We start from the raw sequence: 21,791 nt of genomic DNA, 5'->3' as shown, positions 1-21,791 counted from the left end.
ACGGCCATGACAGCGCTCGCACAAGATGTCTCGAAACTCACGGATCGGTATCAGACGACCGTGCCGGCGGGTGTGCGCAAGCAGCTCAAGCTGGGCAAGGGCGACCAGATTCGCTACTGCACCGAGCCGAGTGGCAGGGTCTATATCGAGCCCGTGCGCAGCGACGAGGAAGATCCCGTGCTCGGAGCCTTTCTCGATTTTGTCGAAGCCGATATCAAGGCGCATCCGGACCGCATTCGGGCGTTCGATGGGGCTTTGCATGACCGTCTTGCAGCACTGGTCGGAGACGTTGACGTCGATCTCGATGCGCCGCTTTCGCTTGAGGATGAATGAGCGGCGATAGCGTACCCGCCCAAGCGCCCCTTGTCGTAAACGGATGGTCGATTTATGCGCATCCGCTCTTTCTGGACCAGCTCGAAGGGCTGGTCGAGGAGGTAGAGGCGCGTAAGGCACGCGATCCTAAGACCTGGCGCAAGAAAAACCCGACGAAACGGCTGGCCGCCATCTTCAAGCTGGTCACCGAGGCCATACCGGCAGATCCGGGTGCCGCCGCCTTCCGGCAAGGCGGCACACTCGGCGATCACCGCAAGCACTGGTTCCGGGCGAAATTCTTCCAGCAGTATCGGCTGTTCTATCGGTTCAACAGCGATGCGAAGGTCATCGTGGTGGCCTGGGTGAACGACGACAAGACCCTGCGCGCCTATGGCAGCAAGACGGATGCCTATGCGACGTTCAAAGGGATGTTGGAAGATGGCAATCCACCTGACAATTTCGACGCGCTCTTGAAAGAAGCTGCAGCGGCGGGCAAGCGGTTCGAAACTTCCCTTGAAGCGGTGCCCGATCGGTAAGTGGGCCAGCTTGCTGTGACCCTTTGGCATTATCGTTTACGACGCCCCGCTGGAAGATGTAGCATCGGCTGATAATACGGTCGGAGAAAGCAAAATGGACGAAACGGAAAAGGATAGGCAGCACCTCGGGCTAGAGGAGCAATGCGCGCCTGACCTGACGGGGCACCGTTTCCCAATTGCTGTGCACGTTGCAGACATGCCCGATGACCTCGGCAAGCTGCTGGATATCGGCTCGAGGAGCATTTCCGTGGCGGCTGATGTCAATTCGTATGACGCGTGGTTTCGCGCGAAGGTGCAGGCCGCGCTGGAGGAGGAATGCACGGGAACATCTCAAGTTCAGGTGATGCAGGCCGCACAGGCATTGATTGATGCGAAACGGGAGGTCGAACCCAAGTCCTGACCAAGCCTTGGAGGTCAGCGCGGTCTGACCCCCGTCACCCTGAAAAGCGAAAGCGGGCTTTTTGTCCTTTGGAACTCAGACCCTGATCCAAAGGAAACCCCCATGTCCAAGCCCAAACCGGCAAACCCGGCTCTCTCGATCTCCTACCCTGACCTCGCCTCTGCCCTCGCGCAGATCGGCGCGGAGGTCGACAACCAGCCCCTGCGCAGTTCAGCGCTCGCGCGTATCATGCGCGAGACGTTCCATGGCAACGATGCCGGCGGTGCCTGGGACTGGCGCATGGCATATGACCTGATGCAGGCCGCGGCTGTCCAGGTGCTGCTGCGTGGGGAAGGTGCTTCAGGTGACATCGCCGCTGCAAGGCTGCTTGCCTCACGGCTTCTGACGGAAACGCGCCGGTCAGAGCAGCAGATCCGGCTGCAGCAGTTTTCCACACCGCTGGCATTCGCGACCATGGCGGTGCGGGCCGCAGCGATCCGCAAGGGCGAGACCGTGCTGGAGCCCTCGGCTGGCACCGGTGCCTTGGCTGCTTTCGCCGCCCGGGCCGGTGCCACGCTTGTGCTCAATGAAATCGAACCCTTTCGCCAGCGCCTCCTGCGCGCGGTTTTCGCTGGCGAGGTCACAGGCCATGACGGCGAGCATATCGACGATCTGCTTCAGTCGCCGGTTCTACCCGACGTCGTGGTGATGAACCCGCCCTTCGCCTCCTCGGTCGACCGCTCCCGGGACAAACACATCGCCGCCAAACATCTCATCGCGGCTGCAAAGCGCCTGGCACCCGGCGGGCGGCTGGTGGCTATCATGCCGCCGGGATTCACACCCGAACGCGATGCCGCCCATTGGTCACGCGCCTGCGGTCTCCTGACGCCGCGCTTGGCGTTGACGATGCCGGGGCAGGTCTACCGCAAGCTTGGCACCTCTGTCGAAACACAGCTCATGGTCTTCGACAAGGTGCAGGAGGACGGCGAGATGATCCGCGCCATTGTGTGCGATCTGGACGAAGCCCTTCCTTTTGTCGACGCCGTGGCCGCAACCCGGCCCGAGCTGCGCCCGGCCCAACGGGCGGCAGCGATCCCTCATACTCGGTCGAGCGTTCCATCATCTGCCCCGCGCAAGACCGCCGCTGCGCCTGTCGCCGCCTCCAAACCCCGGGCCAATGCCGTTGTCCCGCTAGTTTTCACGAGCCTTGATATCCCGCGTGACAACACGCCGGTCTCGGACATCTATGCGCGCTACCGACCGCAGCGGATTGAGATGGCAGGCGCGCAGGAACATCCCACGCCGCTCGTCGAGAGCATCGCCATGGCCTCTGTCGCGCCGCCGGTGCCCTCAAACACGGGTAGTGATGACTTGCGCCTACCTGCGCGGTTGATCGAGGAGGGACATCTCTCCGAGGCGCAGCTGGAAACCATCATCATGGCGCATGATGCCCATGGGCGTGACCTGCCGGGGCGGTTTACCATCGACGAGGACCAGACCAAGCTGACGCGCGCCGATGATGACCCGGATGCACGTGCCTATCGCCTTGGCTATTTCCTCGGCGACGGCACCGGTTGCGGCAAGGGCCGCGAATGCGCGGGGCTCATTCTCGTGAACTGGCTTTCCGGGCGCAGGAAGGCGATCTGGGTCTCCAAATCCGCCACGCTTATCGAGGACGCGATCCGCGACTGGACCGATCTTGGCGGCTCGCCTGCCGACATCCAGCCGCTTTCCAAATGGAAACCGGACCAGCCCATCACCGTGACCTGTGGCATCCTCTTCGTCACCTACGCCACGCTGCGGTCCGCGGGCAAATGCGGCACCACGCGGCTCAGCCAGATCCTCGACTGGATGGGCGAGGGGTTCGACGGCGTGCTGGCTTTTGATGAGGCCCATGCCATGCAGAATGCGGCGGGGTCCGAGCAGGGCAGGGGGGCCAAACCCTCCCAGCAGGGCCTCGCGGGCCTGCGTCTGCAACTGGCCGCCCCGCGCGCTCGCGTCTTCTACATCTCGGCCACGGGCGCCACGAGCGTCCACAACCTGGCCTATGCCGCGCGGCTAGGGCTCTGGGGGCAAGGCCCCGAATACCCCTTCCCGAGCCGCGAGAGTTTCGTCTCGGCGATGGAAGCAGGCGGTGTCGCCGCCATGGAGGTGGTCGCGCGTGATCTCAAGACGCTCGGCCTCTACACGGCCCGCGCCCTCAGCTTCGATGGCGTGGAATATGACGTGCTCGAACACGCGCTCACCCCGGCCCAGATCGAGATCTACGACGCCTATGCAGGAGCCTTTCGCACGATCCACCACAATCTTGAGGCTGCGTTGACTGCGACCGGCGTCAATGATGCTTCGGGAGAGACCAATGCCTCGGCTGCTCGCGCCTCGGCCAAGTCCCGCTTCGAGAGCACGAAGCAGCGCTTCTTCAACCATCTCCTGATGGGTATGAAAGCCCCGACCATCATCCGCGCGGTCAAGGACGATCTGGCAGCGGGCAAGGCTTGCGTCATCCAGGTTGTCTCTACAGGCGAAAGCCTGTTGAAGCGTCGGCTTGAGACGATGGACCCGGAGGATGAACTCGTCGAGGGTGCCTTGACGCCGCGTGACTACGTGCTGGGCTACCTCGAACAGGCCTTCCCAATCCATGCTCAAAAGCTCGTGGAGATCGACGGCAATATGGTGGTGGAACCTTTACGGGATGAGACCGGGGCGCTCGTTGTCTCGCGCGAGGCGCTCGCCCTGCGCGATGCGGCCATGATGGAGTTGATGACGCTGGCCCCGATCCCTTCGGCGCTGGATCAGATCCTCTGGGCCTTTGGCGACGAGGCTGTAGCCGAGGTCACGGGGCGGTCCATCCGGCCCCTCAAGGCCGAGGACGGCCATCTCTTCATCGAGAAGCGCAGCGCCAGCAGCAATTCATCCGAAACCCAAGCCTTCATGGACGGCGAAAAGGATATCCTGATCTTCTCCGATGCAGGCGGCACGGGCCGGTCCTATCACGCGGCCCAAACGGCGAAGAACCAGAAACGGCGGCGGCACTACCTGTTGGAGCCCGGCTGGCGCGCGGATGCGGCCATCCAGGGGCTCGGGCGCACGCATCGCTCGGCTCAGGTCAGCGCGCCCTTCTTCCGGGTCTGCACCTCAGATGTGCATGGCGAGAAGCGTTTCACCTCGACGATTGCCAAACGCCTTGACCAGCTAGGGGCCTTGACCAAGGGTCAGCGCGAGACCGGCTCCCAAGGCATGTTCCGCGAGGAGGACAATCTCGAAAGCCCGATCGCACGGGCCGCACTACGTGGGTATTTCGCCGATCTTGCCGCCGGGCGCGCTGAGGCGATGAGCTACGAGAGCTTCACCGACTGGACGGCCCTGCGGCTGATCGACAAGGACGGGGTGCTCCTTGAGGAACTTCCCCCGATCCAGCGGTTTCTCAACCGGGTTCTGGCCCTTCCCATCCACATGCAGAACGCACTCTTTGCCGAGTTCATGCGCCGGATCGCTGATCAGACCGAACGGGCGCGCGCGGCGGGCACGCTCGATTTCGGCGTCGAAACCCTGCGTGGCGAAAAGATCGAACAGGTCTCCACGGAGGATCTCTGGACCTGCCCAAAATCCGGCGCCGTGACGCGGATCATCGGGCTGGAGGTCACCGACCCGGTCCACGTCCTTGGGGCCGAAGAGGCCATGTCGCGCAATCCCGACAAGCTGCCGATGGTCAATCGCGCCTCCGGTCGCGCGGCGCTCATCTCGGCGCGCCCTATGCAGATGTATGACGAGGACATTGTCACGCTGATGCGCAAGGCGGTGCGTCCAAACGGGTCCAGCTATCTTGAAGAGGCAAGGTTCGAGTCTTCGGCCTGGGAAGACATCGGAAGGCCCGAGTTTGCAAGGCTTTGGGATGCCGAGGCTGCGTCCCTGCCAAAAACCACCACGACCAAGCTCTACCTGCTGACTGGGCTCTTGTTGCCGATCTGGAAGGATATTCCGACCACGAATGAACGCATCTACAGGGTCACGCCGGACGGGGCGGCCGCCATGATCGGGCGCACGCTGAGCGAGGAAGGGGCGGCCGCGCTGCGCGCCCGCTTCCTCGTCTCCAATCCGCAAACGCCGCAGGAGATGTTAACCGCCGCCCTCGGCACCACCGCGCCGGTCGATCTGGGCCGGGGTCTGACCCTGACCCGTCGCCGCGTCGCAGGCGAGATGCGCCTCGAGCTGGGCGGTGCGGATCGGGGCATGATTGAAGGTCTCAAGGCCATGGGGTGTTTCACGGAGATCATCGCCTTCCAGTTGCGGGTGTTCCTGCCGCATGGGGACGGGATTGACACGGGAAGCATTCTGGCACGGATCGTGGGGCAGCGAGCCGCTAGAGCGGCAGAACAAGCCGCCTGAAAAGCCAAAGCGGGCTTTGGGCCGGGCGTCGCGGATCGGGGTTTGGCCGGTCCGCGCTTTCCGGGCGCGCGCTGACCAATGCCATACCCGGCCCCCCCAAATTCAGACAAGAGGACAGACCCATGACCAATCCCCAAATGGACTATGCCGCACTGGCGGCTCAGTGGCGCGCGGAGCGTGAAACCACCTTGAAGGCATCCAGAGTGGAGCTGCTCGCGCAACTACGTGCGCTTGGCATCAGCGAGGTCGCTGTCGAATACGAAGGCTATGGCGACTCCGGCAATGTCGAGGATGTGACGGTGCAGCCTGCAGAGGTCAAACTGCCGGAGCCACTTGCCACAGAGGTTGGCGACTTCGCCTGGTCGCTGGCCTATCACCATCACCCGGGGTTCGAGAACAATGAGGGCGGCTACGGCACGCTGACCTGGGACATAGCAGCCGACAGCATCACGCTCGATCATGCGGACCGCTATGTCGAATGCTCGCACAGCTATGACGAGGGGCTGTGAGATGGCCCATCCGCTTCATCATGCTGAAAGCTCTGCCCGGAAATTCGGTGGGGTGCCGTCTGACTATCAGGCTGTGCACGATTGGTTTGATGCCTCGAAAGAGCACCTCGCGCTCTTTACGCACCGAGCCATGCGTCACCATGCCCAAGGCCTGTTCGAGGCCGAACGTGTCTTCGGCGTGTCCCTGACCAATAGCGCAGGTCGGGACATTCCCGTGCGCTGGATCGGCGAGCAGCATATCCGTGAAGACTGCCAGGGCCGCATTCCGAGCATGGCGGACTGGCTGCTACGGATCCAGCCCGAGCCATGGATGGCCAATGGTCATATCGACCGCCATGTCGGCGATGAGCCCTGCGGCGACCCAAGGGTCGCTTGGGCCTCCGAGGTCGCCGCCGGACGAACGGTTCTTGGCCTGAAGGATTGGATGGCGGCGCGCGCGACGCAAGCCACGCAAAGCGCCTGACAGCTCTCGGCCGTTTGCCAAACGAATACTGCATGGAAGCCCGGTTGGAAGATCGGGCTTCTTGCGTCGTTTCCCCACCATTCTTCTTGAGGAGGATCGCATGACACTCGATGACATCAAGGCGGCCGTCGATGCCGGCCAGACCGTGCACTGGGCCAATACCGGCTACGTTGTCCACAAGGACCGGCTCGGTCAGTACCTCATCACCTATCAGCCGAACGGCAGCTGCATCGGCCTGACCGACCGGGAAGGGCACTGGTTGAACGGCAAAGAGGCGGAGTTCTTCATCGCGCGATCGGAGGACGGCGCGGAAAATTCAGGCAGCCAATCAAGACCAGACGGGCAGGGGAGGGGCGTAGCACCCGGAGGCGTGGGGGCATTCCCACTCGGACGGCAGCTCTGACCCGTGGGCGGGGCAGAAAGGGAAAGCAGGCTTTCTGATTTGTGATCCCTCAAGGGGTCGAGAAAGCAATCCCGGATGCGCTGGCAAGGACGTCAGACACCGGCCGATCCAAAAGGAACCATCCCATGTTCGCAGGAACCCTCACCCGCAATGTCGAGACCGCAGCCGCCGAGTACACCGGCATGATCCATTCGACGCGCTTTGACATCGCCATCCAGCTCGAGGCACGGGCCAAGATGTCCGCTCGCAGCCCGGATTACGACGTGACGGCGATCAACAAGTCGGGCCGTAAGGTGCGCATCGGCACGGCCTGGAACGAGACCGGCAATACCAGCGGCAACCCCTACATCTCGATGCAGATCGATGTCGGCTTGGGCCCGTTCCGGGTCAACGCGGTGCAGACGAAAGAGGCGCGCGCCGCCCAGAGCGGCGCATTCGAGATCATCCCGCTGGTCTCGAACGGTCTGATGAAATCCGGCTCGATCTCGGGCGAGCTCACCGCCATGGACGCCGACAACGCCTTCACCGGCTACATCGCCAACATGATGTTCGATCTGGAGTTCATGCTGATCGAGAACAGCTACAAATCCGAGGAGACCCACCCGGATTACCGGATCGAGGTCAGCTCGCCCCGGGGCACACCGATCCGCGTCGGCTCGGCGTGGATGGCGAAAAGCAGCCGCACGGGCAATGACTACCTGTCGCTGCTGATCAACACGCCCGATGGCGACCTGCGCGTCAACGCCGTGCAGAACGAAGAACAGCGCGGCGGCCAGACCTTCTCGATCATCCCGTTCATCGACAGCGGTGAGCAGCCGCAGGACGGAGGCGCGGGGCTGTCGCTGGTCGCGTGATCAGCGCGCGAGAGTAGACGATCTGAACCGAAAGGGGAGCCGTGGGACCACGGTTCCCCTTCTTGTTTACTTGGACGGTGCGAAAGCGAATAGCTGCAACACAAGAAGTGGACGGTTCGGAAGCCATTGCGGTTGTCTGTATCGTGCCTGACACGTCCAACTTAGCGTGCAAAATCGATCATAGTTCGCTTCCAATGATCAGCTTCAGTTTTGGCTTCGGGCGCTGGTCTGGCGGTTTCAGGCCGTGCATCTCCGCCAATTCTGTTGGGAAAGTTCTTAAAGCGTCAGCCAACTCGTCGAACGAGTATCCCAAATCCTCCGTGTGCAATTCCATGAGCTGAGATGATAAAGAACCCTGTTCATGTTCAATGCTGAACTCATCAGGCTCCCGCGTTCGATAGCCGTAGTAGCTCATCTTCTTGTACAAAGACGTTGCAGCTTGATCGGTTATCGCGTTCAGCGCTTTAGCTCGGTAGATCAATGCTGCCATTGCCACGCGCCATTTCAGCTTTAATTGCCCAAGTCTTGGAATGGTCAACGGTTTCTTTAGATCTGGTAGCACCCCTTTGGCAGGAGTGAGCAACTCAGCGGCAAATTCGTTGGCTTCCTTTTCCATCGCGTCGTAGGGGAAGGGATGCAAGATCACATGGCCGTATTCGTGGGCAAGGCTAAACCGCTTTCGATCAGCGGGCCGGTCTGCGTTTAGAACCACCACCGGTTTCATTCCTGGGGGTCTGATGGTTACACCGTCAATGTCGGCACCGCCAAAATCGCCCTGAACCACGAACACACCGGTGGCTTCAATGTACTTGACGAGATTCGGCAAAGGACCATCGTCCAACTGCCACGACTTTCGAACCTTTTGAGCCGCTTCGGCTGCAGAAGTAACGGCACGGGCGTGTTCGCTGACGCTCGACTTGTCATCCACAACCTCAAACTGAAGCAATGGAAACTGGGGCTCCAAGTCGACGGCTTCAAGCATTCTGCGCAAGTGCATTACAAGATGATTTGCCAGTGCGACGACCGCACCTTGATCTTTCGCAGAAACCGCCGACTTCTTGCGGAAAGCCGCGCCGTGGATACTGAGGGGTGTTTTGTAGAGCGGCTCCTGCTCAAAGAAAAAACTCACCGGGAATCCTAAAGAGCGCGCAATCGACTGAATCTCTTCATGCGACAGCACGTCCTTTGTACCGTTTTCGACTCTGGAGATCGCCGCCTGTGCGACCCCGGTCTCTGCGGCCAAGTCCTTTTGAGTTTTCCGTCGTCTCTTACGAGCTAGAAGCAGCATCCCCCCGTTTATCTGTTTTGATGCCATCTTCTTTCTTGTCTCCCTCGGGTCTTTTTACCTTCAATGTTGCGCCACGCGGACCCTGCTCTGGTCCGATATCTGCGGATGCCTTGGGCGCCCCTTCGGCAGGGCGGTGCATCTCAATCATTCGCTGATCTACACCGTCCGCAAATTTCAAGTACGCTCGCGACACCGATACGCCGGTGCCGCTGAGATGGCACGCTACAAAAAGTAGCAGTCTCTCGGGCGCGTCTACGTCAAATTCGATAAGCGACGGTTGACGTTCAATGTCGCATACGGCGGGTTCCGAGAATGCAAACTGGTGTTTCGATTTTGTCGTTCCGCCACGTGGACCCGACAGATGCAACTCTAGGCTGACGGGGAAGGTTTCGCCGCCCGACTTCACGTGCCCGGAAATCTTGTTGCACTGTCCATTTCGACAGTATTTAACTTCAAGCCCGTCTTTCTCGATCCCAGCCTCCTGAGCTGCTGCCGGAAGAGCTGAGTTCAAGACTGATCCTATAGCGCGAGGGCACTCAATATTCATGTGCGGTACGCTTGCGAGTGACGTCAGCGAATTTTCAAGCTCGCTCAAAAGGCCCCAAATCGATGTTTCCAACTGGTCGCGCGCTGCCTGCAGTGCGTTGTCTCGGTTCAAGTTTCTATGCCTTTTGCTGTTTGATTCTTTGCGCCTCGCACCTTACATCACACACCCCAAGCGCCCTGTCCAGAGAATATTCAAAAAATATTCAGATGACGAATATTTTCCAATGCGTCTCTGGATGGGTCGTTAGGATGGGAGTAGTTGAAATTTTACGCCACACATGCTATCTACATCTCAGACAGAAACCTGTCGGCGACCCGTCATGCTGTGTGCAGGGCGAGCGTCGCGGTGACCCGAACCGCAGATGGTTCGGTTGCAAGCCGCTCCTAAAAACCGCCCTCAGGGCGGTTTTTCTGATTCAAAGGACCCGGATTCCGTAGTTCTCATGTAGCCCCTTTGCATTCTCTTCGCCCTTGTGAATCCACGTGCGCGCATAGGCGATTACGTCAGCGAGTTGGAGAAGGCGCGATGCTGCGGAATCGATCTGGCTGATGCGATTCACCGCCTTGAATCGCCCGTCATGCTGGCACGCCTCCGAAATCATCCGCTGGCATTCGGGGTCCGTGTTGTGGTGGTTCAGATCGAGGATGAGTTCCACATTGCCGACACCCTGGCCGCGAATCCGGTTCAGCTTCCGGAATTGCCCGACGGCGACCTTTACGGTCTCGATGACATTTCCGGCGTAGATCGCTGGCGCAGTGCCCTCGGTGACCGTTCCCAGCCTATTCATCAGAATCATGCCCTCGGGCCGGTCAGTCTGTGCGAAGCGCGCCAGAAGACTTTGCAGGTATTCACGACTCAGATTCGCCGCATGCAGTTCGTTCGCATTCGGCTCCAGCAAATCGCTCAAGGATTTATCCGCGCGTCCGCACTCCCGCGCCCAAGCCATCACGCATCCGAGCGCGAAGCCGGGTTCGCCGGCGGTTCCGCATTCGTCGATGAAACAAAGGATGCGCTTATTCTGTGCCGCCATCGCCCTTGGCCTTTCTGGCGCGGGCGCTTGCCCTGGCACGCGGCGTCTCGGTCAGGGCCCGAGCTTCCTCCCGCTCCTTCCGTTCCTCCTCGAAATCCGGTTCGAGCTTCTTCAGCTTGTTGATCAGCCCGGTCAGGTGGTACCGGTTCGGCCCGTAGTCACCGGCGCTCGTCTTCCACTGTTCGCGCGTGACGAGCCCGGCTTCTTCGAGCGCCTTAATGTTGATCCTGATCGTCTGCTCGGTGATGCCGATGCGCTTTGCAAGATCGCGCTTCGTCGGGAAAGGCGGACGGAGCGGATCGTAGTAGTAACCGAGAAGCTGGACGATGATGGTCAGCTGGGTCGGGGTGATCCCCAGCCGGTTTTGCGCGCGCAGCAGGATATTTGGAACGCCGGTATACCCATGCGAATAGACCTTCGGTCCGAAGATGCGTTCGGTCGAGGATTTTTCCGGCGCCTTCTTGCGCGCCTTGCTTGTTCTGATTGTCTTTGCCATTGCGGGCCTCCTTGTCATTCGATTTACGGAGGCTTGGGCGTCTTCTCAATGGCTTGGCCGGGCCTTCGGATGGTGGAATTTCCACCCCACCCGAATATCGGTACTCCGCTACTCCCGGACTCGTGGTTATTGGAACACGGTGCTTAGGTGCACGATATCCCGCCACAGGTGGGTATGGAAAGCCACCCTACCCGTAGGGTGGAAAACCTGTCAACGTGAGGTGGCAGGTTTTGCGCTCTTCTCGCCCGTTGGATCCCGATCCCAAGGGTAGTTGCCCGGCCAATACGGGTCAACGTCCATTCCGGCGGGCGCGTCACCGTCAATGTAAATTCCGTTGTGCCCGCCGACCGTGTCCGAGATCGTCAATTTCATATCGGGAACCCAGAGTCTGTCTTTCACGGTCACGATGTAGGTCGCACCGGCTTTGGAGTCGCACCAGATGGTTTCTATGCGCCGCGACACAAGCTCGGGCATGGCATCGACAATGCGTTTCATATCCTCCAGCTCACGAAGGACCGCCCATCTGCTCTCAAGCTGCACTCCCTTGTAGGTGAAGCCAGACACTGGTGCCTTCTGCCCGGCCTCCGCCCGGTCTATCTCATTTTGCCGTTGAAGTGCTTCCGACAGTTCAGGGGGCATTTCGATGTCATCAACCATTGCTCGGTCTCCTGTTTGTTCCCATCTTGTTCCTTGTCGACGGATTGAGCAACTGAAACATTATGGGGCTTGCAGACTTACGAATTTCGCGGTTTTGAACATACCGCCCGATGCCTTGCGGCCTCCCCAGCTCGGCTTCGCGTGTCGCAGGGGAGAACGGCCCTTCGGTCCGTCGCGCATTCGGCCATGCGGCCTCACCGCGGCGTCGCACCCGGCCTCCCGGTTTGCCCGCCTCGCGAGCACGTCCCTCCCCGGCCGCTCCGCCGGATTACGCTCTGGTCAGTTTTGGCCCGAGGCCAAAACGATCCCGCCGCTTCATCCGTCTTCCGCGTCCGGTCAGGCCGTTTGCCTGCTCGGGTCGGGCAAACCTACCGTTAAAACACACACACATGAGTGCGGAAGCATATCCTCCGGATGGCCCCCAAATCAGCCCGCGTCAAGGATCACAAAACTTTTCGGCGAGGGCGGGGCGAGTGGCATGGGGTGGTCCTGTGCGTGAGCGCGCGCATGTGTCCCGTGCTGCGCGCGGAAAACTTTTGCGCCCGGCAAGCCGGCGGCTGCGCCGTCCCTGACCCGGGCAGATTCGGAAACCAGGCATTCGGCCATGCCCCCACACTCACGTGGTGGCCTTGGAACCGAACACTGGAGACCAGACATGGCTTACGACACTGCAAACACCTACGAGACCATCGAGCTTTTCGGACTGACCGAAAAGGAGGCGCAGCTGCCGATCCCCGAGGATCACATCCTGACCGACCACATCATCGGCGAGAGCTTCGAGGCTCTGCTCGGTCAGCTGCGCGGGACCGGGCTTGAAGCCGAAATCGAACCGCTGGCGCATGGGCTCGCGACGATCCTGCAGCGCCGGAAAGTGGCGCTTGGCAAAGAGGTCGACCGCACCGCCGACAAGATCGGCGCGCTTGCAAAATCTCACGACGGATCGGAGATCGCCGAGACCGCGCTCGAAGAGGCGCAGGCGCGCTTTCTGCAGCTGCGCGAGATCGTCAGCGCCATCGAGGTGATGAGCGAGGCAGCGGCGGAATGCTACGAGATCGAGACGGGCCACGCCTTCATCCCGGCAGCCGGGTCGCGCTCAAGCGTCCGGGCGCAAGAGACCGGGGCGGTCTTCGAGGCGCGGCAGCTCCTGGAGCAGCACGACCGCGAAACCGCCGAGAAGTCGAAAGTCGAGGGGGTGCCCCTGATCGTCTCAGGCGCCACCGACTGGACCGATGTCGATGTGATCTTCAACACGCTTGACAAGGTTCGCGAACGGATCAAGCAGAACCGCAACCAGGAGATCTTCCTCTGCCACAAGGGTGGCAAGCACGGGGCGGAGATGATCGCGGCCCGGTGGGCCCGAGCACGCGGCGTTGCGCAGGCGCGCTTCGATCCGCGCTGGTCCGCACACGGGCGGGCGGCACCGTTCAAGTGCAACGACGAAATGCTGGACGACAAGTTCGCGGCGACGGGGGTTGTACTCTTCGGCGGCAACGGGGTCGCGCTGAACCTCGGGCAGAAGGCGGAAGCGAAAGGCCTGACGGTCATGCGGGTTGCGGACCCGGCGAAGAAGACCGCGGAGGTGTGAATTGATAGGGTCGCCTTTGGGCGGCCCTTTTTCCTTTTCTCATCGGCGTGACGGTGCCCCAAAAACCTTATGCCTAGCAATTTTGTGTTTTGATAGGTATATGCGTGCCAAGCAAAACTAGGAAATGATTGGCATGACCCCACTCAGCAGCATCGCGATGAGCGCCTATATCGATCTGGTACGGCTCCTGAAGGACGACGCCTTGTCCGGCGTTGACGGCAAGCCGACGCTCAAGGAGCGCGGCGATAAGGCGTATTGGTACGCGGCCCGCCGTGTCGGCACCGAGATGCGCTTCATCTATATCGGCGAAGACAGCGACGAGACGCGCGCGCGCATCGACCGGATCGAGGAACTGCGGGCGACTGCCAAGGATCGGCAGGCGGAACGGTCTCGGCTTGTCCGGCTCCTGCGCGCCGAAGGCATGACGCCCACTGACCGCGCAACGGGATCCATCCTGTCGGCCATGGCCGCAGCCGGGACCTTCCGGTTGGGTGGCACCATCGTCGGGACGAACGCGTTCCGGCTCTATGAGGGTGAGCTAGGTATCCGTCTTCCCTTGGGGGGCATGGCCAATACCGGCGACATCGACATCGCCCAGTTCGAAAAGCTCAGCGTGGCGCTGCAGGATCAGGTCGATCCGGGTCTTGCCGAGACCTTCTCGGCGCTCAAATTTGATCCCTTACCAGCCCTTGACCAAGGCCGGACCTGGCGATGGGCCCAAGGTGGCAGTGGCCAGTTGGTCGAGTTCCTGACACCGGCGTTCGGGGATGAGACCATCCGCGATTTGCCTGCCTTGGGCGTGAACGCCCAAGGATTGAACTATCTCAACTTCCTGATCGCTGAGCCGATCCATGCGGCGGCGATCTATCGATCCGGGATTCTCGTGCAGGTCCCTCGTCCAGAGCGCTATGCGATCCACAAACTGATCGTTGCTGATCGGCGGCGTGACGGGGCGGGGAGCCTCAAGTCGGCCAAGGATCGAGAGCAAGCGGCCTTCCTGATCGAAGCGATGGCCGAGGACCGCCCTGATGATCTGGCCCGCGCCTATGCCGTTGCTCTGGAGGTTGGCCGACGCTGGCGGGAGCATATTGGCAACTCACTGCAACGGATGCCTGAGACCAAGGTGATGCTCGACAGCTTGGGCGCGTGATCGCGGCAACGGTGTCGCGCTGAACCTCGGGCAGAAGGCGGACGTGAAAGGTCTGACCGTCATGCGCGTCGCTGATCTGGCGACGAAGGCGTTACGGGATTGAAGAGAGAGCCACGCTTGGCGCGGCCCTTTCGTCATGTCTCATGGCGTATGCGGCCGGCCATGCATGATCGGCAGCTCGCGGCGGCCAGAACCGGCATTCCTTCTACCCGGTCCGTCAGAGTGCGGCCCATCCGCATCGGTACGGGCTGGGGATGGTGCGCACCTCACGCACATCCTTAGCAGCGCAAGGCGCGAGGGGTCGAGACGTCGCACATGAGGCTGAAGACCTGCACGTCCCTCGGGGCGTGTTTCGGAACATCGCATCCACGCGGGCGGGCTCCGTCAGCACCCCGGCCAGGCTCGGCGGGACGCGGACGCGGATGGTGGCGGCTGCGTGATGGCAAGGGTCATCCGGATCACTCCTTTTTGCTCATAGATGTGGATCGCACGGGGTCGGCCCGTCCGTGCCCTCAGCTCACGCTTCGGCAAGCACAAATACGGCTTCCACGGCTGGCCGCGGACCCTCCGCATTTGCGCTTGCGACCGGGCCTCTTGCCCCCGTGTCGGGTGATCCCCATCGCAACAAGGAGTAACCCAAATGACCAACCACTACGTCGCCACCGTCCCCGTCAAGTTCACCGACACCGATGGCCAGGAGCGCACCCGCTTCCAACGCGTCGGCGCGATGTTCCGCAACACCCGCAACGGGGATGGATCGGAGTTCTTCAGCCTCAAGCTCGACTTCCCGGTCGCGGTCTCGGAGCTGGTGATGTTCCCGCCGAGCGCGAAAGATCCCCAGGACTAAATCCTCTGACGAGGATGGGCCGCCCCAGGACGATCTTGGGGCGGCCCTGTCCCTGTTCCAGGGATGCCGGTTGCTGCGCGTTCAACGGACGCACTCCCCCCGGAATGATCAGGCCGCGACAGACCGGCCAGTCAGCCTCAAGGGGGCCATCCACAAAAACCTATCGGCCAGGGCCTCCCGGTTTTTGCGGCAGAGATTTGGCAAGCCAAATCTGGCCCTCCTTGACCCTGCCTGTCCGCCCTGTCGGTGGGGTTTGCGCCCGCCCGCGTTTCCGTCCGAACACGTGGCGTTCGGCCAGACCCTCGGGCGGGGCTGGGGAAGGGGCCCAATGTGACAAGAGGGGTTCTTGATGGCGAGGGGACAGGCCCGCGTCCCTACGGGCCGCGGGGGAAGCGGACACCAAGGCTGCCTGAGACTGAACGCGACGTAAGTATATAATTGACAGTTGGGTATATTATCGTAAGGTGGGGGCAGCCTTGGTGGAAGGTGGCAGGAAATAGGGGGTCTTTCTTCCGCATGTCCCGAACGAAACGCCTAACAGAGATGGAGAAGATGCAGATCGTCCGCGAGGCCGCGGAGGGTGTGTCGACCTCTGAACTGGCGACGCAGTTCGGGGTCACGTCGCGCGCCGTGCGCTACGTCTTGAAAGCCGATGCCGAGCGCCAGACCGATACCGCTATTCCGGTCTCAGCGGTCAGTGTGAAGGTCACGGCCGCGGAGCTTGCGGCGCTCGACGCGGTGTTGGAGAAGGCGGGGATCGAGAGCCGGGCAGAGGGTCTGCGGCGGCTCATCCAGGCGGCGGGCGGGGTGTTCGTTCCGGACGCGCAGATGGCAGCAGAGGTGGCGCGCTATCGCGCCTCTCTGCACGAGGTCGGCAATGGGGTCGGGCAGATCGCCAAGCAGATGACGCGGGCCAACCGGATGGGGCAGGGGGCTGATGGTGGCACGAGTGCGGAGTTCACCGAACTGCGTCTTGCGCAGATGCGCGGGCTGGCGCGGTTCATCCTGGATTCCGCTGATGAGATCGACCTACTGCTACGGCGTCGTCGCGATGCGATGCAGCTCGAGGCCACGGCCGCGCTGAGGGAGTTTGCCCATGCGGCTGAATGATGCTGTCGACGCGGTTACTGGCGAGGTCTTCCGAGACGGCTGGAGCCGGATCCGGGGTTCGATGCAGGGGCTACATGTCGCCAAGCAGAGCCAGCTTGTGCGCGCGGCAGCAGGGCATCGGCCGGCGGTTTTCAAGGCGATCCGGGGCGGGGGTACACATACGAAATCGCAGCTCGCAAACCAGCTCGATTACCTCACCACCAAGTCCACCCAAATCGTGGACTCGAGCGGGTTCCTCGATGGCAAGGCGAAGCTCGAGGCGAAGGACATCAAGGACCTGACCGAGCGCTTTGCCAAGCGGTGGGATGCGGGCTTCAAGCCCAAGCTGGGACAGACCACCCACATGCTCATGTCCTTTCCCATTGGCACGCGGGGCGAGGACGTGCGCGACATCGCGACGGACGTGGCCGAGCGGTTCTTTCAGACCGATGCGGGGCATTTCGACTACATCATCGCGGTGCATGAGGACCGCGATCACCCCCATGCGCATCTGGTGCTGAACCGCCGTTCGCAGGAAGGCGAGTTCTTCTTTCTGGGGCGCAACCACCGCTTCAACTATGACGATTTCCGCCTCGCGATGGTCGAGGAGGCTGAGAAGTATGGCGTGCGCCTGGAAGCCACGCGCCGGGTCGATCGCGGGGTTGTGCATTACCCCGCCCGCATCAGCGAGGTTTATGCGGCGAAGGAAGAGGGTCGCGCGCCCCGCGAGCGCGAACGCGTGGGGCAGGACCTGACCCGGACGCTGGCGGAGATCGCCAACACCAAAACCGTCTACCATTCGCTTGCCGCGGAGGCCTCCCGGGAGGCCCGCGAGGATATTGCCGCGGCACTCTTCCGCGCGGGCGAGGTGCTGGCGCGCGGCGGGCAGGTGGACCGAACAGGAGATGTGTATATGGCCGAGGATCAAAGCTTCGAGGATCTCAGAAGCCTCTATGCGGAAAAGCTCGCGCGGGTGCAGGGCATGATCGCCGAGAAGTCTGACGCGGAACGTCCCGTGCTGGAAAAACGCCTCATCGAGATCCAGACGCAGGTCCAACACATGCAGCCTCTCGGTTTGCGATCATCCACGCTGTCAGAGACCCCCTCGGAGGGCGGGATCTATTCCGAAGCCAATATTGACGCCAGCCAGCGCGAGCGACTGGCCGAGCCCGATCTGAGATCGCGCATTGACGCGGCACTACGGGGCACCGGGATCAGCACATCGGAAGTGGTGGCCCGGATCGAGACCGGGGCCTCGAGCGCCGCGCTCGAGCATCAATGGATCGCAGATGATCTCGCCAAGGTGGCTGAGGCGCGGGATCTGAACCTTGAACGCCGCGCCGATCTGGTACAGGCGCGCGACATTCTCAACGATGTGCATGTCGAACTTGGCACGCTCTTGGAGCGGGAGAACGTGCTGCGCCGGGATGGCGTCGTGGAAGCCGAAGCGGTCAACGAGCGGTTCCATTATCACCGGGACGCAGTCCGGGAGATGGAAGGGACAATCCGTCAGGAGATGCGCGCAGAGGGTCTGACAGCGCAGCAGATCGAGGACCGGGACTGGGAGGTTGTCTCGCGGGCGGAGCGCCGGATCGAGACGGAGCAGCGCGCCTATCTCGAGGCACACCCGGATCTGCTCGCACGCCCTGGCGATGTGATTGACCGGTCTGAGCCCTACAGGGAGACCATTACCGATGCGGCCCGCGCCAGCGAGATCACCCGCGAGGTCGACCGGATCATGGAGGCACGCGACCTCCGCACGCCCGTTGCCGATGCAGTTACGGATGACTTGCGCGCGCGCTATCCGGACATGCCGTCCCACCTCGTCCGCGGGCTTGGCGCGACCTATGCGGCCGTCGTCGAGATCCGGGACACGGAGGCCATCAATCAGGTCCGCCGCGAAACCGAGATGCGCGAGGGGCTTGGGGTTGGCACGCGCGACGCACTCCTCGCAGCCCGCGGTGAAACTGCGCCGCAGTCTGACCGTGCCGACCGCCTTGCAGACGAGATTAAGCGTGTTCTGGACCATGAGCGGGCGGGGGAGTTGTCCGCGCCCTTCGAGACCGAGGCGGAGCGGGACGCATTTCGCGACGAGATCGCGCGGGTGCTGGACGTTCGCCAACTCGACCGGCTCACATCTGGCGATGCCGACGCGCTGGAGAAGGTTCTCGAGGACCGCCTCGACCGGCTCTATGTCGCCAAGGTCTATCTGCAATCGGATGCAGCGACGGCCAACACGGAGGCCTTGCGCCAGGTGGTCGATGATCTTGCCGACACCGAATACGAAAAGCACCGCACTGGCGATGTGGATGGCGAGACTGAGCGGGGACAGGTCCATTGAGCGCCTCCATGGGAAAAGCGCGGATCGCAACAGGGGTCTTGCTGGTAACGCTGGTGACTGGGGCCATGGGCTATACGATCGCCTCGGCGGTGCTGACCTACCAGGATCTCGGGTTTGGGGCCGAGATCGACTTTGCCTATATCGCGCAGAACTATCTGGCGATCCTCGATCGCCGCCCGGAGGACGCGCAACTTATTCACCTGATCATCGGCAGCTTCGCCGCCGCCGGCCTGATGCTGAGCCTCGCCCTTTCAGGCTCGGCCCTCACACGCTTTGGCCAGACCCATTGGCAGAATGCGCGCGAGATGAAGGCCAATGGCTTCTTCGGGGCGCCCGGGACCGGGTTCATCCTCGGCAAGCTGGGGGCGCCGGGCTCCCGCGCCAATTACATTTGCTCCAAGGTTTTCCCGCATGCGCTGATCGTGGCGCCCACGGGCCGCGGCAAGACCACGGGCTTTGTCATCCCGAACCTGCTGACCTGGCAAGGCTCCGCCGTGACGCTCGATGTGAAGGGCGAGTGCTTTGAGGCCACGGCCCGGCACCGTGCAGCCCAAGGCGACAAGGTCTATCGCTTTGCCCCCACCGATTGGGAGGGCAAGCGCACGCATCGCTACAACCCGCTCTTGCGCATCTATCAACTGAAAGATCCCGCGCGCCAGCAGATGGAACTGCAGCTCCTGGCGACGCTGTTCCTGCAGAGCGACAACGACCGGGTGCAGGGCCTCCTCAAAGGCGGGATCGATCTCTTTGTGGCAGCAGGCCTGTTGGCGTTCCAGCGCAAACGTCCGACTCTTGGCGAGATCTACCGCATCGCGGCCTCGGGCGCGAACAAGCAGAAGGAATATTTCGCGCGGGGGCACGAGGTGGATAACAGGGCCGCCAAGCTGATCTTCACGCGGTTGGCTTCGACCAACAACGACACGCTGACGTCTTACGTCTCGCTCCTGATGACCTCGGGGCTCGATCAATGGCAGAACCCGGCCATCGACGAGGCGACGGCGGTGTCGGACTTTGATTTCCGCACGATCCGCAAGAAGCCTTTTTCGGTCTATCTCGTGGTCCAGCCGCTGATGGTCAAACCCCTCGCGCCGCTGATCCGGCTCTTTTTCTCCGATCTCCTCTCCGCCATGCAGGAAAAGGATCCCGGGCCAGATGAGCCCTGGCCCGTAATGATCATGCTCGACGAGTTCAATCGCTTGGGCAAAATGCCGATCGTGGTCGAGAGCATCGAGACCCTGCGCACCTATCGTGGTCACCTGGCCGTGGTCACGCAAACCATTCCCGCCCTCGATGAAATCTATGGCGAAAACACCCGCCGCGCCCTGCAGGGCAACGCGGGTGTCAAGCTCTACTTAACGCCCTCGGATGAGAAAACGGTCGAGGAATTGAGCAAGGCCGTCGGCAAGACGACGAAGACTGTCATCACGCGGTCCCAATCCATCGGAAAGAACCCCTTCGAGGGCCGTAGCCAGTCGACAAGGACTGAAGAAAGCTCCTTGCTCCCCGAAGATGAGGCCCGCCGCCTGCCGCTCGATGAGATCGTCATGGTGATCGATGCCCAGATGCCGGTCCGGGCCAAACGGATCCAGTACTTTGACGATCGGCTGTTCAAGGCGATCCATGCAGCGCAGACGGGCGAATTGCCGTTTCCGGAGCCAGGGGGAGGAGGATTGCAGGGTACGCTGCCGCTGAGTGCGCGCGCCATGCCGATGACACCGCCAGCGAACGGGTCAGGGAGATCCGAGGCTGACGTTGAGGCCGCACGCCAGGCTGCTGATGGCCAATCGTCGGGACAAATCGATGTCGCCCCAAAGAAGACTGCGCCTGTCGTTCAAGCCGTGATCGCCGACGAACAGCGACAGATGGAAATGGATTTTGGGAGCCAGGTCGCGAATGCCGAGACGGTGGGCGTAGGCGACGAGGCGCAGATGCGCTCTGCCGTTGATGGTTTGGATGACATGGAAGCGATGCTGCGGGAGGATGGTGGTCAAAAGCTGGTTGCACGATAGGGTAGCGAAGATGTTATGTCGGTCGAGCGCGGGACGGAATCCGGACATTCGCTGCGACCGTGTTAAGAACAAATGAAATTTGAAATAGCTGACATCGCCGATCTGAAACTTTGTTCCCCGTTTGCAAGATCTCTTGCGCGTTGGATATTCCGACGCTATGTTGTCTCAAGGAATGATTTTCGGACACATGCCATGGTTGTTGCGACAGATACGAAAGAAAAGTCCAAGTTCGTAGGTTTTCCAGCTCAAGCGCTAGAAGCCATCTTGCGTGAGGAGTTAATGGCTGTCGCTGAAGCAGAAGCCGACATGAATGGTTTCGCACTTCCAAAGGAACCGGGCGTTGCGGCGGTGGCGCCAGTGCCGATGGATTCTCTCGTTGTGGTGGAGATATTGTGCTCGGTTGAAGATGTACTTGGCTTTCAGCCAAAAGACGCCACGGTCCGCACTGGTGGTTACACCTCAGTTCAGGATGCGTTGGATCACATGATGCCGCGGCTAGAGAACCAATGGCTTAAGAAGCAAGGGGAATCTAAATGAGCGTTGCAAAGCGAGCGGGTGACACTGGTTCCGAAGAGCGTCGGATCTTGGGTGAGCGGCTTCGAGAAGCGCGGCTTTATCTTGGTCTGAAGCAGGAGGAAGTGGCCCAATATCTCAAGATACAGCGAAGCGCTTTGTCAGAAATTGAAGCCGGTAATCGGCGTGTTGAAGCACTCGAACTTAATCGATTGGCCAAGCTCTATCGTCAACCGGTATCGTACTTCATGGGAGAGGACGATGCAGATGCAGCACTGCCTGTTGATGTTGCTCATCTTGCGCGGCGTGCTGCCGATTTATCCCGTCAAGACCGTGATGAGTTAGGCCGGTTCGCCGAGTATCTTCGCTCACGCTCGGCGGTCGTCGAGGAGTAAAA

21 protein-coding genes and 1 pseudogene are annotated in these 21,791 nt (G+C 61.5%); 17 read left to right on the top strand and 5 right to left on the bottom strand.

Going from position 1 to position 21,791, the window contains the following annotated elements; translation table 11 throughout:
• Positions 1-6 precede the first annotated feature (6 nt).
• The 8 genes from XM53_RS20230 (at position 7) to XM53_RS20195 (ending at position 7,842) form a co-directional block, all read left to right on the top strand.
• Complete coding sequence (locus XM53_RS20230) at positions 7-333, top strand: type II toxin-antitoxin system PrlF family antitoxin (RefSeq protein ID WP_005668772.1); 327 nt, start codon at positions 7-9, stop codon at positions 331-333.
• Positions 330-848 carry a type II toxin-antitoxin system YhaV family toxin gene (locus XM53_RS20225; protein WP_057796624.1) on the top strand — a complete coding sequence of 173 codons (519 nt, stop codon included), beginning with the start codon at positions 330-332 and terminating at the stop codon, positions 846-848. The genes XM53_RS20230 and XM53_RS20225 overlap by 4 nt, the downstream gene beginning before the upstream one ends.
• A 94-nt stretch (positions 849-942) precedes the next feature.
• Entirely contained in the window at positions 943-1,248 is a 306-nt protein-coding gene (locus XM53_RS23810) for an antitoxin PaaA2 family protein (RefSeq protein ID WP_236544580.1), read from the top strand.
• 102 nt (positions 1,249-1,350) lie between these two features.
• Entirely contained in the window at positions 1,351-5,613 is a 4,263-nt protein-coding gene (locus XM53_RS20215) for a strawberry notch family protein (protein WP_057796623.1), read from the top strand.
• 122 nt (positions 5,614-5,735) lie between these two features.
• Positions 5,736-6,122, top strand: coding sequence for a DUF6878 family protein (locus tag XM53_RS20210; RefSeq protein ID WP_057796622.1), 387 nt, complete (start codon positions 5,736-5,738; stop codon positions 6,120-6,122).
• A gap of 1 nt (position 6,123) precedes the next feature.
• Positions 6,124-6,585: a DUF6915 family protein gene (locus XM53_RS20205; protein WP_057796621.1), complete on the top strand. Its 462-nt coding sequence runs from the start codon at positions 6,124-6,126 to the stop codon at positions 6,583-6,585.
• 100 nt (positions 6,586-6,685) lie between these two features.
• Entirely contained in the window at positions 6,686-6,988 is a 303-nt protein-coding gene (locus tag XM53_RS20200) for a hypothetical protein (protein WP_057796645.1), read from the top strand.
• A 125-nt stretch (positions 6,989-7,113) separates the two neighbouring features.
• A complete protein-coding gene (locus XM53_RS20195) occupies positions 7,114-7,842 on the top strand; it encodes a DUF736 family protein (RefSeq protein WP_057796620.1) in 729 nt (242 codons plus the stop codon).
• A 178-nt stretch (positions 7,843-8,020) separates the two neighbouring features.
• Here the strand turns inward: XM53_RS20195 and XM53_RS20190 are convergent, their stop codons facing one another.
• From XM53_RS20190 to XM53_RS20175, 5 genes are all read right to left on the bottom strand, one after another.
• Positions 8,021-9,085 carry a helix-turn-helix domain-containing protein gene (locus XM53_RS20190; RefSeq protein WP_236544579.1) on the bottom strand — a complete coding sequence of 355 codons (1,065 nt, stop codon included), beginning with the start codon at positions 9,083-9,085 and terminating at the stop codon, positions 8,021-8,023.
• 25 nt (positions 9,086-9,110) lie between these two features.
• The gene (locus XM53_RS23245; RefSeq protein ID WP_144435631.1) at positions 9,111-9,788 is read right to left on the bottom strand and encodes a hypothetical protein; all 678 of its coding nucleotides are present in this window, start codon (positions 9,786-9,788) and stop codon (positions 9,111-9,113) included.
• A gap of 304 nt (positions 9,789-10,092) precedes the next feature.
• The gene (locus tag XM53_RS20185; protein ID WP_057796618.1) at positions 10,093-10,707 is read right to left on the bottom strand and encodes a DUF3800 domain-containing protein; all 615 of its coding nucleotides are present in this window, start codon (positions 10,705-10,707) and stop codon (positions 10,093-10,095) included.
• Entirely contained in the window at positions 10,691-11,203 is a 513-nt protein-coding gene (locus XM53_RS20180; RefSeq protein ID WP_144435630.1) for a helix-turn-helix domain-containing protein, read from the bottom strand. The genes XM53_RS20185 and XM53_RS20180 overlap by 17 nt, the downstream gene beginning before the upstream one ends.
• 210 nt (positions 11,204-11,413) lie before the next feature.
• Positions 11,414-11,860 carry a hypothetical protein gene (locus tag XM53_RS20175; protein ID WP_057796616.1) on the bottom strand — a complete coding sequence of 149 codons (447 nt, stop codon included), beginning with the start codon at positions 11,858-11,860 and terminating at the stop codon, positions 11,414-11,416.
• Between the two features lie 655 nt (positions 11,861-12,515).
• On the opposite strand from XM53_RS20175, the gene XM53_RS20170 reads away from it, so the two are divergent.
• The 9 genes and pseudogenes from XM53_RS20170 to XM53_RS22775 all read left to right on the top strand — a co-directional run bounded on the left by XM53_RS20170 (position 12,516) and on the right by XM53_RS22775 (position 21,789).
• Positions 12,516-13,445 carry a DUF2493 domain-containing protein gene (locus tag XM53_RS20170; RefSeq protein ID WP_057796615.1) on the top strand — a complete coding sequence of 310 codons (930 nt, stop codon included), beginning with the start codon at positions 12,516-12,518 and terminating at the stop codon, positions 13,443-13,445.
• A 133-nt stretch (positions 13,446-13,578) separates the two neighbouring features.
• A complete protein-coding gene (locus XM53_RS20165) occupies positions 13,579-14,595 on the top strand; it encodes a nucleotidyltransferase family protein (RefSeq protein WP_268873934.1) in 1,017 nt (338 codons plus the stop codon).
• A gap of 4 nt (positions 14,596-14,599) precedes the next feature.
• Positions 14,600-14,698: pseudogene (locus XM53_RS24100) on the top strand (DUF2493 domain-containing protein); the annotation flags it as partial.
• 537 nt (positions 14,699-15,235) lie between these two features.
• Entirely contained in the window at positions 15,236-15,442 is a 207-nt protein-coding gene (locus tag XM53_RS20160) for a hypothetical protein (protein ID WP_007120662.1), read from the top strand.
• Between the two features lie 516 nt (positions 15,443-15,958).
• Positions 15,959-16,552 carry a helix-turn-helix domain-containing protein gene (locus XM53_RS20155; RefSeq protein ID WP_057796613.1) on the top strand — a complete coding sequence of 198 codons (594 nt, stop codon included), beginning with the start codon at positions 15,959-15,961 and terminating at the stop codon, positions 16,550-16,552.
• Positions 16,539-18,872: a relaxase/mobilization nuclease domain-containing protein gene (locus XM53_RS20150; RefSeq protein WP_057796612.1), complete on the top strand. Its 2,334-nt coding sequence runs from the start codon at positions 16,539-16,541 to the stop codon at positions 18,870-18,872. Before XM53_RS20155 ends, XM53_RS20150 begins: the two co-directional genes overlap by 14 nt.
• 8 nt (positions 18,873-18,880) lie before the next feature.
• Positions 18,881-20,881, top strand: coding sequence for a type IV secretory system conjugative DNA transfer family protein (locus XM53_RS20145; RefSeq protein ID WP_057796611.1), 2,001 nt, complete (start codon positions 18,881-18,883; stop codon positions 20,879-20,881).
• Positions 20,882-20,953: 72 nt separating this feature from the next.
• Positions 20,954-21,418, top strand: a complete 465-nt coding sequence (locus XM53_RS20140) for a hypothetical protein (RefSeq protein ID WP_236544578.1) — start codon at positions 20,954-20,956, stop codon at positions 21,416-21,418.
• The gene (locus tag XM53_RS22775) at positions 21,415-21,789 is read left to right on the top strand and encodes a helix-turn-helix domain-containing protein (RefSeq protein WP_082631152.1); all 375 of its coding nucleotides are present in this window, start codon (positions 21,415-21,417) and stop codon (positions 21,787-21,789) included. The genes XM53_RS20140 and XM53_RS22775 overlap by 4 nt, the downstream gene beginning before the upstream one ends.
• Positions 21,790-21,791 lie beyond the last annotated feature (2 nt).

The organism is Roseovarius atlanticus, assembly GCF_001441615.1.
Taxonomy (GTDB): Bacteria; Pseudomonadota; Alphaproteobacteria; order Rhodobacterales; family Rhodobacteraceae; genus Roseovarius; species Roseovarius atlanticus.
This window is presented reverse-complemented; position numbering and strand designations above follow the sequence as displayed.

Bases quoted from the DNA above. Each gene is read 5' to 3' on its own strand.
- XM53_RS20160 (WP_007120662.1), top strand. From the start codon at position 15,236: ATGACCAACCACTACGTCGCCACCGTCCCCGTCAAGTTCACCGACACC.
- XM53_RS20205 (WP_057796621.1), top strand. From the start codon at position 6,124: ATGGCCCATCCGCTTCATCATGCTGAAAGCTCTGCCCGGAAATTCGGT.
- XM53_RS20170 (WP_057796615.1), top strand. From the start codon at position 12,516: ATGGCTTACGACACTGCAAACACCTACGAGACCATCGAGCTTTTCGGA.
- XM53_RS20165 (WP_268873934.1), top strand. From the start codon at position 13,579: ATGACCCCACTCAGCAGCATCGCGATGAGCGCCTATATCGATCTGGTA.
- XM53_RS20145 (WP_057796611.1), top strand. From the start codon at position 18,881: ATGGGAAAAGCGCGGATCGCAACAGGGGTCTTGCTGGTAACGCTGGTG.
- XM53_RS20180 (WP_144435630.1), bottom strand. From the start codon at position 11,203: ATGGCAAAGACAATCAGAACAAGCAAGGCGCGCAAGAAGGCGCCGGAA.
- XM53_RS20155 (WP_057796613.1), top strand. From the start codon at position 15,959: ATGTCCCGAACGAAACGCCTAACAGAGATGGAGAAGATGCAGATCGTC.
- XM53_RS20225 (WP_057796624.1), top strand. From the start codon at position 330: ATGAGCGGCGATAGCGTACCCGCCCAAGCGCCCCTTGTCGTAAACGGA.
- XM53_RS20140 (WP_236544578.1), top strand. From the start codon at position 20,954: ATGAAATTTGAAATAGCTGACATCGCCGATCTGAAACTTTGTTCCCCG.
- XM53_RS20185 (WP_057796618.1), bottom strand. From the start codon at position 10,707: ATGGCGGCACAGAATAAGCGCATCCTTTGTTTCATCGACGAATGCGGA.
- XM53_RS20200 (WP_057796645.1), top strand. From the start codon at position 6,686: ATGACACTCGATGACATCAAGGCGGCCGTCGATGCCGGCCAGACCGTG.
- XM53_RS23810 (WP_236544580.1), top strand. From the start codon at position 943: ATGGACGAAACGGAAAAGGATAGGCAGCACCTCGGGCTAGAGGAGCAA.
- XM53_RS22775 (WP_082631152.1), top strand. From the start codon at position 21,415: ATGAGCGTTGCAAAGCGAGCGGGTGACACTGGTTCCGAAGAGCGTCGG.
- XM53_RS20195 (WP_057796620.1), top strand. From the start codon at position 7,114: ATGTTCGCAGGAACCCTCACCCGCAATGTCGAGACCGCAGCCGCCGAG.
- XM53_RS20150 (WP_057796612.1), top strand. From the start codon at position 16,539: ATGCGGCTGAATGATGCTGTCGACGCGGTTACTGGCGAGGTCTTCCGA.
- XM53_RS20175 (WP_057796616.1), bottom strand. From the start codon at position 11,860: ATGGTTGATGACATCGAAATGCCCCCTGAACTGTCGGAAGCACTTCAA.
- XM53_RS20215 (WP_057796623.1), top strand. From the start codon at position 1,351: ATGTCCAAGCCCAAACCGGCAAACCCGGCTCTCTCGATCTCCTACCCT.
- XM53_RS20230 (WP_005668772.1), top strand. From the start codon at position 7: ATGACAGCGCTCGCACAAGATGTCTCGAAACTCACGGATCGGTATCAG.
- XM53_RS20210 (WP_057796622.1), top strand. From the start codon at position 5,736: ATGACCAATCCCCAAATGGACTATGCCGCACTGGCGGCTCAGTGGCGC.